This window comes from Bradyrhizobium sp. Unk1 (genome assembly GCF_059512345.1).
Genome location: NZ_JCAMOP010000044.1, coordinates 23,044 through 35,188, shown reverse-complemented (window position 1 = coordinate 35,188; position 12,145 = coordinate 23,044). Strand labels below are relative to the sequence as shown.

Below are 12,145 nucleotides of genomic sequence, written 5' to 3'. Positions count from 1 at the left end.
AGCCGGATTCGCGCCAGGAAAAAGAGAGACGCCAAAGAAGCTTTCGCAAGAAAAAGCCGCACTGCCAACTGCTGACAGCGCGGCCGAACCGTGCGCGCCGCGCGCCTTACTTCATCGACATGGCCTTCTGCGACTTCATGTAGTGCATGCAGGCACACTTCATCTTGCCATTGCTCATGTTGGTGTTGGCCATGGCCATTTCCTCACGGGCCAGTCTTTTGCGGCTTGGGCCGGTCACCGAGGCTGCCGGTGGCAACGTCAGGCTCGCAGGTTGCCCTTCCACGCCCCTCCGCCTGGCAGCGATAGACGCTGCCGGTGAGGCGGTCGACCAGCCACATGTTCTCGTCGTTCGGACCGTCGAGGCCGACGTAACGGCTGGTCAGCCCGGTGATCAGCGTCGACAGCAGGATCGCCACCGCGATCATCGCCGCACCGACATAGATGGGCATTGAGCTCAGAAAGACTGTTCGATCCGGCGGGCCGCCACGATAGAACTGGTAATCACTCGGCCTGGGCACTGGACTGAACTCGGCTCCCTTCCTCGGCGGTTATTGGACGCGGAGTCCTGCTAGGCGCGCAACTGGCCGAATTCTTGTTCGCACGCAGGCCATCGCGCGACGGCATTGCGACGATCGGTGAGCAAGGGCTTCCGGAACAAATTGGCGGCCCGGATCGGGCCGCCTGTTGCTTGCCTGCCGGCTCAGCGGCGGCCGAACAACCCGCCCATCATACCGCCGAACAGACCGCCGGGGCCGCCCGGCGGACCGGCACCGCCACCGCCGTAATGGCGCCGGCCGCCACCGCCGGAGGACCGGCGACGCGCCGGCTCGTCGTCTGCCTGTTCGGAGGAGGCCGCGCGGGTCGAGACAATCTCCGACAGCAGGGCCTTGTGCTGGAGCTTGTTGAGATAACCGGTCGAGGGATAGCCACGGGCAGCCTGCCACCGCCTCATCACGGAACGGGTCTCATCGTCGAACTTGCCCGTCGCCTTGACGTCGAAGCCGAGCCCGGTGAGGCGGCGCTGCACGTCGCGGCGCTGGTTCTTGTGCAGACCGATCTGGTCTTCAGACACCTGGTTGGCTTCTTCGGTAAAGGTCGCGGGATCGATCCCGGCCGAGAGGTTGCGGGTGGTGATGGATGGACCATCCTGCAACGCCGCGATGCGGGCGAGTGCGATCGATTTGAACGTGCCGTTGGGATAGCTGGTGAGATAGGCGTTGAGCTCCTCGACCTTGTTGGAGTCCCTGATCGAGCGCCAGAACTCGAGCTCGACGTCGGAGCCTTGCTTGCCCGCCGCCAACGCCGGCGCGTTCGACGGATCGGTCGTGGCCGCGGCCGGCACGCCAACCGGATTGAGATAGACGTTTCCGGTCAGGTTGGTGTGCCCCCAGGGCAATTGCCCCTTGCTGGTCTCGTCACTGACCTGGGCACGGACCTTGGTCATCGCCTGCTGGATCTCGATCCCGGGCTGGGCAATGTTGGCGACGAGGGCGCGGGTGAAGGGGCTGTTGGTGCCGGCCTCGCCGTCGAGCGCGGTCTGGCCGGGGCCGGTGGCAAAGGCAATCAGCGTGCCCTCGCCCGACTTCATCTCGGCAAGACCGGTCTGGACGTTGACGGAGCGGGTGGCCTTGGCCGAGCGGATCTTTGCCGCGAACGGATTGTCGCGGCAGGCGTCCAGGAACACGAGCTTCACCTTCGCGTCCGACATGGTCTGATCGAGCGTGAGGTCGACATTGATCGCCGCACCGAGCTTGACGTCCATCTCGGATTTCAGGTCGGCGTCGACCGGCAACAGGTAGTTGACGCCGTTCACGGCGATGCCGTGGCCGGCATAGAAGAACACAGCGACGTCGGCGCCTTCGCTCTTCTTGCCGAACTCCAGAAGCTTCGCCGTCATGGCATCGCGGGTGAGGTTGGCGCCCTCGACGACGTCGAAGCCGACATTGCGCAGCACCCTGGCCATCGCCTTGGAATCGATCGCGGGGTTGGGAAGCTGCGGGACATTCTTGTAGGCGGCGTTGCCGACCACGAAGGCGACGCGCTTGTCCGCGAACGCCGCGTTGCCGCTGACGAGAAATACTGCGATTGAAACTGCTGCGATCAAGAAGCGCATGATCATTCTCCCCTGATCCAAACTTCCTCGCTGCTCTCGGTTCGGCCTGAGCCGATCCGATGAGAGCAATCTGATCCAGTTCACAACGACGCACTGTGATCTGGATCACTCGGGGATTTCTGCTGCTCGAACCGAGCTGAGAGTCGCTGCGAAGGTCGCTTTTCGGACTGCTGACGCAGCGGGCAATACGGCTGGTCACGAACAATGGCCGAAAGATTGTACCTGCTCAGGCGGCGAGTCCAGCCGGTTCAGCATTCCGCTGTCGATGCTGAATGAGACGGCGGTTCTTCCCGGTGGCAGGGCACCGCCCTGGCGCGACAGGCCATGGATGCCGATCGGCGCCGACGCTAGGATGCACGGGCAATTTCGGCCATCTGGAATGTGACCCGCATCACATCGAGGCCTTTGAACCTTCCCTACCCTCGCAACATCAAATCGCCATCAGGCGTAACAGCGAGGATACGACAATGACCCGTTTTGATAAATTTTTTGGACTGAAGGCGATTACCCTCACGGCCGCGCTGTCGATGACCGCGGGCCTGGCTTTCGCCGGCGATAACGTCTCCGCCAACCAGATCCTGGATGCGCTGAAGCCGAAGCCGGCGACCCGCGGCCTGTCCGTCGGTCCGCAGGCCGATCCGACCGCGCAGGCCAAGGAAGCGACGTTCCTGAACACCGTGCGCAACCGCTCGACCCGGTCGCTCTCGACGGGCGAGCGCGAGCAGATCGCCGAGCTCGCCGCGACCAAGCCGAAGATCGATCTGGAGATCCAGTTCGACTACAACTCGGCCGACATCGCCAAGACGTCGGTGCCGTCGGTGCAGGCGCTCGGCAAGGCGCTGTCCGATCCGTCGCTGAAGGGCTCGACCTTCGTGGTTGCCGGCCACACCGATGCGATCGGCGGCGAGGAGTACAATCAAGGCCTCTCCGAACGGCGCGCCGACACCATCAAGAAGTACCTGGTGCAGAACTATGGTCTCAACGGCACTGATCTCGTCACCGTCGGCTACGGCAAGTCCAAGCTGAAGGACACCGCCAACGGCGCCGACCCGATCAACCGCCGCGTCCAGGTTGTCAACATGGAAGCCAAGACGACGGCATCCAAGTAATACTGCTTCATCGTCGCGCGACATTCGCCGCCTGCCGTACCCCGGCAGGCGGCGATGTCATATCCAGCTCTGGAACAGCATCAACCGGTTGAACGTCTGCATGGACGTGCCGATGAAGGCCGCCGAGATCGGCAGCATCACCGCAAAGCCGATCGCCGCGACCCCGACATAGGCCCACAGCAGCCAACGCGGCAGTCCCTCTCGTCGCAGCACATAGACCAGCGCAAGCGACGCCACGGTTGCGGCCGGCAGATAATAGTAGAGGAAGCCGAGCGTGCGCGGCAGCAAAGCCCAGGCGAGCCAGGAGCCGAAATAGAACGCCGCGATCAGGAACGCATCCCAGCGGCGCGCGACGATGAAGTCGCGCAGCACGATGGCGAGCGCGAGCAGCGCCGGCCACGCGACCAGCGGATTGCCAAGGAAGACGATTGCCGAGACATTGTTCTCCGAGGTCTTGTCGAACAGGAACCACACCGGGCGCGCGAGCAGCGGCCAGGATGGCCACGCGCTCATATAGGTATGGCCGGCGATCGCGGTCGTGGTGTTGTCGGCGAATATCCGGCGCTGCGCCTCGATCAGATCCGGCAGCGACGCTCCGTAAAGCGGCACGAAAGCGGCAAGATATGCCATCGCCGGAAGCACGGCGAAGCAGAGCGCGACATGCTGCACGCGAAGATCGGGCCAGAGATCGGGCCGATACCAGTCGGTCGGCTTCGCGTCGGCGAACAGCGTGCGCCAGCCCTGCATCAGCCGGACCACCGCAACCACAACGATGCAGATGCCGAGCGGAAACAGGCCGCTCCATTTGCAAGCCGCGGCGAAGCCAAACAAAGCGCCCGCGAGCGCGAACAACGCATGCGGGCGCTCTCTTCGAAAGCCGTGCATGAAGGCGGCAATCGCGAGCAGGCCGAACCCGAGCGCGTAAATGTCGAGCATGGCAATGCGCGCCTGCACGTAAAGCATCTGGTTGAAGCCGGCGATCGCCGCAGCGGCGATCGCGGGCGCTTGCGCGGAGAACAGCGCGAGCCCGCACAGATAGATCGCAACGATCGCGAGCGCGCCGAACAAGGTCGACGGATAGCGCCAGCCCAGCGCATTGTCGCCGAAGGCTGCGATCGATGCCGCGATCAGCTCCTTGGCCAGCGGCGGATGCATCGGGTTGAGCATCGGTTGCGACAGCGAGGGTGCCAGCATCTGCCGTGCAGCGGGCACGTAATGCACCTCGTCGAAGACGAACTTCTCCGGCGCCGTCAGGCCGATCAGCAGCGCGAGATGCGCGACCAGGAAAATCGCGACAGCGATCACTGCGCTCTGCGACACCTTCGGAACCGCGGGCAATTCGAACGGCTGCTGTGGGGCTATTTTGCGTGGCAAATCTGCTTCACCGCGGAGAAAAACAAAGACGGCACTTTTCATTGAACGCATTCTGCCGCAACTGTCACTAAGCATAACGCACGTCCAGCGCCGCTTGTGATAATTTCGCCACAACAGAAGCGCGCGCGATCCGGTACGATCAGGGACATATCGATCGGTTGCGAAATGAATTTGCGTTTCTGGCTTTTCCCAACTCTGTTGTCGGCACTCGTCTGCGCGGCGCCTTGCGCGCAGGCGCAGACGCGCGTCGGCGAAGCCGTCGTGATCCAGAACGACGTGGTGCGCGTGGCCACGACCACGACGCCGATCAGTGTCGGCGACAGCATGCTGCGCGACGAGACCGTACGCACCGGCGCCGACAGCGCCGCGCGCTTCGTCATGGCCGACAGCACCAACCTCTCGCTCGGTCCCAGCGCGACGCTGAAGCTCGACCGCACCGTCTTCAACGACGAGCACAGCTATCGCGACGTCGCGATCCGCATGACCACAGGCGCATTCCGTTTCGTCACCGGACATTCGGAAAAGACCGCCTACAAGATCACGACACCGCTCGCGACCATCGGCGTGCGCGGCACCACGCTCGACATTCTCTCCCAGCGCGGCCGCTCCGTCGTCGTGCTCCAGGACGGCGCCGCCAGCGTCTGCACGACGAGCTCCCAGTGCGTGCAGCTCACCCAGCCCGGCGACACCGCAATCATCACCTCGGCCGGCGGCAAGGTCAGCATCACCAAGACCAACACGCCGCCCTGGACCTTTGCCGCCAACTGCGCCGCAAGCGCCGGGCTGTGCTCGGTCAACCAGTACGCGGACGCCTCGCCGACCATCACGCCTGCCGTCCACGACGACGGCATGCTGTGCGGGCGGTGATGATGGCGAAACTAAACGTCAGACGTCTCGTCCTCGCCGCCGCGCTGACCGCAACCGCTGCGTTTGCGTTCTTCGCGTTCAATGCGCGAGCGGCGGCAGCGCAGGCGACTTGCGAGTCCGCGTGCGGTGAGCCGACGCCCTCTCCGTCCCCGACCTATTCACCGTCGCCGTCGCCGACACCCACACCGACCCCCTCGCCTTCGCCAAGCCCCTATCCGTCGTCCTCGCCGAGCCCCTATCCACCGCCTCCACCGTCGGGCCCGACCGGCGCGGACTCCAGCGGCAATTCGATCGGCGGCCTCGCCAACCAGCGCTTCAACCAGATGATCACCAACCGGGTGCTCGGCACGGTGCTGCTCGGCGTCAACGAGCAGGTCAATTGCAGCGACTGCATCAGCGCATTCGGCTCGGCCGGCTCGTTCTCGGCCGGCATTCACGGCCGCAAGGAGCTGACCAACAACCTGTCGCTGCTCGCCGGCATCGCCTACACGCAATACAGCGAGGGCGGCTACAACATCACCAGCGCGCCGATCGGCGCCTTCGCTCTGCGTTATGACTTCACCGACTGGGGCTCGTCGCGTCCGTTCTTCGACGTCGGCACCATCCTGACGCCGTGGGAGAAGGCGCGCTACACCCGCAGCTACAACACCAGCCTCGGGCCGGTGAGCGTCACGGGCTCGACCAACGCGTCGAACTACGCCGTCTTTGGCCGTGCCGGCTGGATGAGCCGCGTGTCCCCGCGCGACGAATTCGCGGCCTCGATCGAAGTCTGGCAGCTCTGGCAGCGCGTCTCCGGCTATTCGGACAGCGCCGTGGCGTTCAATCCGTTCGACGCCACCATTGCGACCGGCACCGACCGTACCAGCCTGGTCAAGATCGGCGGCCAGTGGACGCACCTCTTCGGCAGCAACATCGAGACCAACATCAATGGCGGCTGGGTGCAGTCCTTCGCCAGCCATAGCGGCATCGTCGCCACCGTGACCGGCGACGGCGTGGTGGTGCCGACCATGGGCGACCAGGGCTGGTTCGAATATGGCGGCCGCCTCGGCTTCCGCGTGCAGAAGGGCTGGATCGTCGACCTGTTCGCCAACGGCACGCTGGGCCCGCAGCCGGTGGGGAACACCATCCATGGCGGCGTGGGGCTAAGGATTAATTACTAAGACGCCTCGACGAGACACAGTCTCGTAGGGTGGGCAAAGCGACAGCGTGCCCACCTATTCTCTCGGTATCGCAAGATGGTGGGCACGGCGCTACGCGCCTTTGCCCACCCTACGGCACCTGTGTTGACGTCACGCCGCCGACTTGCCCTCGAACGCGCGACGCAAGACATCCACATCGAGCTTGACCATCTTCATCATGGCCTGCATCGCGCGCGCAGCCGCAGCCTTGTCTGGGCTCGACAGGAATTCGAACATCACCTTCGGCACCACCTGCCAGGATACGCCCCAGCGATCACTGATCCAGCCGCACTGCTGCTCCTTGCCGCCATGAGCAAGGAACGCGCTCCAGACGCTGTCGACCTGGGCCTGATCGTCGCAATGGATCATCAGCGAGAGCGCGTGGGTGTACTCCATCTTCATGCCGCCGTTGAGCGCGACCAGCGGCTGCCCGGCCACCGTGAACTCGACGACGAGCACGGAGCCCTCCTTGCCGGACGGGCCGTCCGAAACGTTGCGCTGGACGTGGGAGATCTCCGAGTTCGGAACGAGCGAGACGTAGAACTTCGCGGCTTCCTCGGCATCGCCGTTGAACCACATGCAGGGCACGAGCTTGGACATCGTGAATGCTCCTCTTCAGATTGTCGATGTTCGGGGGCTTCGATCAGGCGTTCGCCATGTCGGACTGCGCGGCAAAGGCTGCCATGTCCATCCAGTTCACACCCCACATGTGACCATCCGGATCCTCGAAGCTGCGGCCGTACATGAAGCTGTACTCATCCTTCGGGCTGGGATCGGCCACCCCGCCCGCCATTTCGGCCTTGCCGACGATATCGTCGACCTCGTCGCGGCTGTCCGCGGACAGGCAGAACAGCGCCTGGTTCGAGATCTTTGCATCCGCGATCGGCTTCGGCGTGAACTGCCGGAACTTGTCGTGGGTCGTCAGCATGGCGAAGATGGTCTCGGAGAAGACCATGCAGCTCGCCGTGTCGTCGCTGAATTGCGGGTTCCTGACGGCACCGATCGCCTCGTAGAAGGCAGTCGCGCGCTTGAGGTCGGTCACCGGCAGATTGAGGAAGATCATCCTGGGCATCGAAAGCTCCTTGGGGCGGGTTCTGCCCAAGGACGGATGGCCCGGCGGCCATCCGACACGGCTTCCGGATATTTTTCAGACCCTGATCTGCGAGGTTCTGTCGCACCGAACCCCGTGGTGGCCCCGGGCAGCTTTACTTCTTCTCGTTGGGATCCCGGTGCACGGGGTCGATCCACAGCACGGTCTCGGGCTTCTCGACCGGCTCGATGTCGAGATTGATCGCGACCGCCTCGCCGTCGCTGCGCACCAGCACGCATTCCAGCACCTCGTCCGGGCTGGCATTGATCTCCTGATGCGGCACGTAGGGCGGGACGAAAATGAAATCGCCGGGGCCGGCCTCCGCGGTGAATTGCAGGCTCTCGCCCCAGCGCATTCGCGCCTTGCCCTTCACCACGTAGATGATGCTTTCGAGATGGCCGTGGTGATGCGCACCGGTCTTGGCGTCCGGCTTGATGCTGACCGTGCCCGCCCACAATTTCTGCGCGCCGACGCGCGCGAAATTGATCGCGGCCGCGCGGTCCATGCCAGCCGTCGACGGCACGTTGGTATCGAGCTGATTGCCGGGAATGACGCGCACGCCGTCATGTTTCCAGCGATCCTCATGATCGTGGTCATGGTGGGAATGCGTCTGGTCATGGCCGGTCATGGGACTTGCTTTCTGTTGGTTCCGTGCGCGGCAAGCTAACCAAAGCGGGCCAATCAAGCCATACCCAAAATCGGAACTCTCGTAGTCGGCAGGCGTTGTTTTCGCGAGCCAACTGGAAGGAGAGTTTCATGGGAAGCACGAGCGACAAGATCAAGGGCAACGCCAACGAGGCCATCGGCAAGGCCAAGCAGGGCATCGGTGAAGCCACCGGTTCCGATCGCCTGAAGGGCGAAGGTGCGGTCCAGGAAGTGAAGGGCAAGGGCCAGCAGGCCATGGGCGACGCCAAGGACGCTGCGAAGGAAGCAGTCGATCGCGCCGCCGCTGCGGCAAAGCGCGCGGCGGAGTGACGCACGTCAATCTGAAAGCGAAAAGACCGGCCGCAAGGCCGGTCTTTTTGTTTTGTCCATTCGCACCGTCATTCCGGGATGGTGCGTAAGCACCAGACCCGGAATCACCTTCGCTCACTTCACCGCGAGCAATTCCACGTCGAACATCAAAGTCGCGTTCGGCGGGATCACGCCACCGGCGCCGCGGGCGCCGTAGCCCAGCTGCGGCGGGATGATCAGCGTGCGCTTGCCGCCGACCTTCATCGTGCCAACGCCCTCGTCCCAGCCGGCGATGACGCGGCCCTTGCCGATCGGAAACTCGAACGGCTCGTTACGGTCGACCGACGAGTCGAATTTCTTGCCCTTCTGGCCGTTCTCGTAGAGCCAGCCGGTGTAGTGCATCACGCAGATCTGGCCGGGTTTCGGCGAGGCGCCGGTGCCGACAACGCTATCAATGGTCTGCAAGCCTGAAGCTGTGGTCATGGTCTTTCCTGCGGTCTGGGCCGAGGCCGTGGTGGAAACGAATGTCGACACGCTGCCGATCACGGTGATCGCAAGTGCCGACATGATGGCGAGGAGTGCGCGCTGGAAACGCTGCATAAGAGACCTTCCGTTTGAGGCGGAAGGTGTCTAGCGCAACGAAGCAATCGTTTCCAGCCCTCAGACCCCGCTCAATAGCCCAGCGCGCAGCCGTCCTTGCGCGGATCGGAACCGCCGGTGAGCGTGCCCTTGTCCCAGTCGATCCAGATCGCCTGCGCGCCGCCGAGCGGGCCGACCACGCTGGTGGTCTTGTGGCCGAGCTTCTTCAGGCCTTCGACGATATCGGCAGGCACGCTGTCCTCGAGCTGGTACTGGCCCTCGTAGTGCAGACCGCGCGGCATGTCGATCGCCTCCTGCACGTCGCAGCCATAGTCGAGGATGTTGGTCACGACGTGGGTCTGGCCGACTGGCTGATATTGTCCGCCCATCACCGCGAACGGCATCACGGAGCGGCCGCCCTTGCTGAGGAGGCTCGGCATGATCGTGTGCAGCGGACGCTTGCCGCCGGCGATGCAATTGGGATGGCCGGGCTGGATGCGGAAGCCGCCGGCGCGGTTCTGCAACAGCACGCCGGTCTTGTTCGAGACGATCGCCGAGCCGAAGGAATGCGCGATCGAATTGATGAACGAGCAGACGTTGCGGTCCTTGTCCACGACCGTGATGTAGATGGTCGAGGGATTCATCGGCGGCGCGACGTTCGGCAGGTCGAGCATGCCGTCCATGCGGATCTTGCTGATGTATTCGTCGGCAAAGCCCTTCGCGAGCATTTCGGCGATGTCGATCTTCATATGCTCGGGATCGGCGACATGCATCTCGCGATTCATGTAGGCGATGCGCGCGGCCTCGGCTTCGAGATGGAAGCGCTCGATGCTGAGCGGCGCGTACTTGGTCAGGTCGAATCGCGACAGGATGTTGAGCATCAAGAGCGCGGTGACGCCCGGGCCGTTCGGCGGGCACTGCCAGACGTCATAGCCCTTGTAATTGGTGCCGATCGGCGTCGTCGTCTCGGTGGTGTGGGCGGCGAAATCGTCGAGTGTGTGCAGGCCGCCGATCCCCCTGAGGGTCTCGACCATGTCCTCCGCGATCGCGCCCTTGTAGAAGGCATCGCGGCCGTCCTTGGCGATCGCGCGCAGCGTCTTGCCGAGCTCGGCCTGGCGGATGACGTCGCCGGCGACGGGCGGCTTGCCGCCCGGCAACAGGTAACGCACGGTGTTGGTGCCACCCTTCAGCTTCTCGAACTGGTTCTTCCAGTCGAAGGCGATGCGGGGGGCGACGACGTAGCCCTCTTCCGCGGCCTTGATCGCGGGCTGGAGCAGGCGGTCGAAGCCGAACTTGCCGTGATCGCGCAGCACGGTCGCGAAGGCGTCGATCACGCCGGGGATCGAGACCGCATGCGCCGAGGTCAGCGGCACGGAGTTGATCTTGCGCTCGAGATACCAGTCGGCGTTCGCCGCCTTCGGCGCCCGGCCGGAGCCGTTATAGGCGATGATCTTGCCCTCGCCGCGCGGCTGGATCAGCGCAAAGCAGTCGCCGCCGATGCCGGTCGATTGCGGCTCGATCACGCCGAGCAGCGCCGAACCCGCCACCGCCGCGTCCACCGCCGTGCCACCCTCGCGCAGCACCTCGATCGCGGCCAGGGAGGCCTGCGGATGCGAGGTCGCGACCATCGCGTTGGTGGCGTGGACGGTGGACCTGCCGGGGAAATGGAAGTTTCTCATCGAAGTTTTGCTTTCTCAGGGCTCGCTCAAGGCGCTCTTGGGCCGTCGACGGGGAGGTCGCGCCGTCTCGGAAAAACCGGGCCTACATGACACATTCCGGCCCGCCGGGGCAATGCTGGCATACCAGCGAAATGGCTGCCATCCGCTGGGCGTATAGACCTTTGGCTGTCCGGGGCCATGCGGGTTTTCTGGGCGGCGGCCGCCTGCTAAACGAGCCGCCATGATCCACAAGGTCGCCGCCTTTTACCAATTCGCCGCCCTGCCCGATTACCGCGCGTTGCGCGAGCCGTTGCGCGCGTTCTGCGCGGGCCTCGCGCTCAAGGGCAGCGTGCTGCTCGCCCAGGAAGGTATCAACGGCACGATTGCGGGTGCGCCCGAGGCGATCGACGCCTTCGTCCACGAGCTCGCGCACGGCGCCTTGTTCGGCGGCCGGCTGAACAATCTCGAGCTGAAATTCTCGACCGCCGAGGCGATGCCGTTCGGCCGGCTCAAGGTGCGGCTGAAGAAGGAGATCGTCACGCTCGGCGACGAGGCCGCCGATCCGACGCGGCAGGTCGGCACCTACGTCGAGGCCTCCGAATGGAACGCGCTGATCGCAGCACCCGACACGCTGGTGCTCGACACGCGCAACGCCTTCGAGGTCGCGATGGGCACGTTCGAGGGTGCGGTCGACCCTGAAATCAAGAGCTTTGGCCAGTTCAAGGATTTTGCCGCCGAGCAGCTCGATCCGGCAAAGCACCGCAGGATCGCGATGTTCTGCACCGGCGGCATCCGCTGCGAGAAGGCGAGCGCGCATCTGCTCGCGCGCGGCTTTGCCGAGGTCTATCACCTCAAGGGCGGTATTCTCAAATATCTGGAAGAGGTGCCGGAGGCGCAGAGCCGCTGGCGCGGTGAATGTTTTGTATTCGACGAGCGCGTCGCACTCGGTCATGGCTTGCGCGAACGGGGCCACCGCGAACAAGCATTGGGGCACGGCCGTGACGAGTGACATCAAGACGCTGGGCGAGCGGATCGACACGCTGGAGACACGCATCGCCTATCAGGACGATACGATCGAGACGCTCAACCAGACGATCACCGCGCAGTGGAAGCAAATCGACGCGCTGACGCGGAAGATCGCAGAGCTCGGCGAGCGACTTCAGGAAGCCGAGACGAATGCGCCGGGCCCCGCCAACGAGCCGCCGCCGCATTATTGAGGATGA

At 64.2% G+C, this 12,145-nt stretch carries 14 protein-coding genes; 6 read left to right on the top strand and 8 right to left on the bottom strand.

Annotated elements, in window-relative coordinates:
* Nucleotides 1-203 precede the first annotated feature (203 nt).
* Together AC5ZFO_RS38420 and AC5ZFO_RS38415 are read right to left on the bottom strand one after the other, a co-directional pair.
* Entirely contained in the window at nucleotides 204-449 is a 246-nt protein-coding gene (locus AC5ZFO_RS38420) for a hypothetical protein (RefSeq protein WP_282524431.1), read from the bottom strand.
* A 251-nt stretch (nucleotides 450-700) separates the two neighbouring features.
* Nucleotides 701-2,113, bottom strand: coding sequence for a caspase family protein (locus AC5ZFO_RS38415; RefSeq protein ID WP_496123475.1), 1,413 nt, complete (start codon nucleotides 2,111-2,113; stop codon nucleotides 701-703).
* Nucleotides 2,114-2,580: 467 nt separating this feature from the next.
* Between AC5ZFO_RS38415 and AC5ZFO_RS38410 the strand changes: the two genes are divergently transcribed.
* Nucleotides 2,581-3,222: an OmpA family protein gene (locus tag AC5ZFO_RS38410; RefSeq protein ID WP_282524432.1), complete on the top strand. Its 642-nt coding sequence runs from the start codon at nucleotides 2,581-2,583 to the stop codon at nucleotides 3,220-3,222.
* Between the two features lie 57 nt (nucleotides 3,223-3,279).
* On the opposite strand, the gene AC5ZFO_RS38405 is transcribed toward AC5ZFO_RS38410, so the two are convergent.
* Nucleotides 3,280-4,710 carry a phospholipid carrier-dependent glycosyltransferase gene (locus AC5ZFO_RS38405; protein WP_282524433.1) on the bottom strand — a complete coding sequence of 477 codons (1,431 nt, stop codon included), beginning with the start codon at nucleotides 4,708-4,710 and terminating at the stop codon, nucleotides 3,280-3,282.
* Nucleotides 4,711-4,761: 51 nt separating this feature from the next.
* Here AC5ZFO_RS38405 and AC5ZFO_RS38400 point away from each other — a divergent pair, with 51 nt between their 5' ends.
* Both AC5ZFO_RS38400 and AC5ZFO_RS38395 read left to right on the top strand, forming a co-directional pair.
* Nucleotides 4,762-5,463 carry a FecR family protein gene (locus AC5ZFO_RS38400; RefSeq protein ID WP_063985207.1) on the top strand — a complete coding sequence of 234 codons (702 nt, stop codon included), beginning with the start codon at nucleotides 4,762-4,764 and terminating at the stop codon, nucleotides 5,461-5,463.
* Nucleotides 5,464-5,465: 2 nt separating this feature from the next.
* Complete coding sequence (locus tag AC5ZFO_RS38395; RefSeq protein WP_282524434.1) at nucleotides 5,466-6,623, top strand: hypothetical protein; 1,158 nt, start codon at nucleotides 5,466-5,468, stop codon at nucleotides 6,621-6,623.
* 129 nt (nucleotides 6,624-6,752) lie between these two features.
* Here AC5ZFO_RS38395 and AC5ZFO_RS38390 read toward each other — a convergent pair whose 3' ends face one another.
* The 3 genes from AC5ZFO_RS38390 to AC5ZFO_RS38380 all read right to left on the bottom strand — a co-directional run bounded on the left by AC5ZFO_RS38390 (nucleotide 6,753) and on the right by AC5ZFO_RS38380 (nucleotide 8,359).
* The gene (locus tag AC5ZFO_RS38390) at nucleotides 6,753-7,241 is read right to left on the bottom strand and encodes a VOC family protein (protein ID WP_282524435.1); all 489 of its coding nucleotides are present in this window, start codon (nucleotides 7,239-7,241) and stop codon (nucleotides 6,753-6,755) included.
* A 43-nt stretch (nucleotides 7,242-7,284) separates the two neighbouring features.
* Nucleotides 7,285-7,713: a VOC family protein gene (locus tag AC5ZFO_RS38385; RefSeq protein WP_282524436.1), complete on the bottom strand. Its 429-nt coding sequence runs from the start codon at nucleotides 7,711-7,713 to the stop codon at nucleotides 7,285-7,287.
* 133 nt (nucleotides 7,714-7,846) lie between these two features.
* Nucleotides 7,847-8,359, bottom strand: coding sequence for a cupin domain-containing protein (locus AC5ZFO_RS38380; RefSeq protein ID WP_496123474.1), 513 nt, complete (start codon nucleotides 8,357-8,359; stop codon nucleotides 7,847-7,849).
* Nucleotides 8,360-8,487: 128 nt separating this feature from the next.
* Here AC5ZFO_RS38380 and AC5ZFO_RS38375 point away from each other — a divergent pair, with 128 nt between their 5' ends.
* On the top strand, nucleotides 8,488-8,706 hold the full coding sequence (locus AC5ZFO_RS38375; RefSeq protein WP_282524438.1) for a CsbD family protein: 219 nt from the start codon (nucleotides 8,488-8,490) through the stop codon (nucleotides 8,704-8,706).
* 114 nt (nucleotides 8,707-8,820) lie between these two features.
* Here the strand turns inward: AC5ZFO_RS38375 and AC5ZFO_RS38370 are convergent, their stop codons facing one another.
* Both AC5ZFO_RS38370 and ggt read right to left on the bottom strand, forming a co-directional pair.
* Nucleotides 8,821-9,285, bottom strand: coding sequence for an FKBP-type peptidyl-prolyl cis-trans isomerase (locus AC5ZFO_RS38370; protein WP_282524439.1), 465 nt, complete (start codon nucleotides 9,283-9,285; stop codon nucleotides 8,821-8,823).
* A 71-nt stretch (nucleotides 9,286-9,356) separates the two neighbouring features.
* Entirely contained in the window at nucleotides 9,357-10,943 is a 1,587-nt protein-coding gene (ggt, locus tag AC5ZFO_RS38365) for a gamma-glutamyltransferase (protein ID WP_282524440.1), read from the bottom strand.
* Between the two features lie 220 nt (nucleotides 10,944-11,163).
* Between ggt and trhO the strand changes: the two genes are divergently transcribed.
* Together trhO and AC5ZFO_RS38355 are read left to right on the top strand one after the other, a co-directional pair.
* Nucleotides 11,164-11,931 (top strand): oxygen-dependent tRNA uridine(34) hydroxylase TrhO, encoded by a 768-nt coding sequence (trhO, locus tag AC5ZFO_RS38360; RefSeq protein ID WP_282524441.1) that lies wholly within the window; start codon nucleotides 11,164-11,166, stop codon nucleotides 11,929-11,931.
* On the top strand, nucleotides 11,921-12,139 hold the full coding sequence (locus AC5ZFO_RS38355; RefSeq protein ID WP_063985210.1) for a SlyX family protein: 219 nt from the start codon (nucleotides 11,921-11,923) through the stop codon (nucleotides 12,137-12,139). The genes trhO and AC5ZFO_RS38355 overlap by 11 nt, the downstream gene beginning before the upstream one ends.
* The last annotated feature ends 6 nt before the right edge of the window (nucleotides 12,140-12,145 follow it).

Bases quoted from the DNA above. Each gene is read 5' to 3' on its own strand.
- AC5ZFO_RS38420 (WP_282524431.1), bottom strand. From the start codon at position 449: ATGCCCATCTATGTCGGTGCGGCGATGATCGCGGTGGCGATCCTGCTG.
- AC5ZFO_RS38415 (WP_496123475.1), bottom strand. From the start codon at position 2,113: ATGCGCTTCTTGATCGCAGCAGTTTCAATCGCAGTATTTCTCGTCAGC.
- AC5ZFO_RS38410 (WP_282524432.1), top strand. From the start codon at position 2,581: ATGACCCGTTTTGATAAATTTTTTGGACTGAAGGCGATTACCCTCACG.
- AC5ZFO_RS38400 (WP_063985207.1), top strand. From the start codon at position 4,762: ATGAATTTGCGTTTCTGGCTTTTCCCAACTCTGTTGTCGGCACTCGTC.
- AC5ZFO_RS38395 (WP_282524434.1), top strand. From the start codon at position 5,466: ATGGCGAAACTAAACGTCAGACGTCTCGTCCTCGCCGCCGCGCTGACC.
- AC5ZFO_RS38390 (WP_282524435.1), bottom strand. From the start codon at position 7,241: ATGTCCAAGCTCGTGCCCTGCATGTGGTTCAACGGCGATGCCGAGGAA.
- AC5ZFO_RS38385 (WP_282524436.1), bottom strand. From the start codon at position 7,713: ATGCCCAGGATGATCTTCCTCAATCTGCCGGTGACCGACCTCAAGCGC.
- AC5ZFO_RS38380 (WP_496123474.1), bottom strand. From the start codon at position 8,359: ATGACCGGCCATGACCAGACGCATTCCCACCATGACCACGATCATGAG.
- AC5ZFO_RS38375 (WP_282524438.1), top strand. From the start codon at position 8,488: ATGGGAAGCACGAGCGACAAGATCAAGGGCAACGCCAACGAGGCCATC.
- AC5ZFO_RS38370 (WP_282524439.1), bottom strand. From the start codon at position 9,285: ATGCAGCGTTTCCAGCGCGCACTCCTCGCCATCATGTCGGCACTTGCG.
- ggt (WP_282524440.1), bottom strand. From the start codon at position 10,943: ATGAGAAACTTCCATTTCCCCGGCAGGTCCACCGTCCACGCCACCAAC.
- trhO (WP_282524441.1), top strand. From the start codon at position 11,164: ATGATCCACAAGGTCGCCGCCTTTTACCAATTCGCCGCCCTGCCCGAT.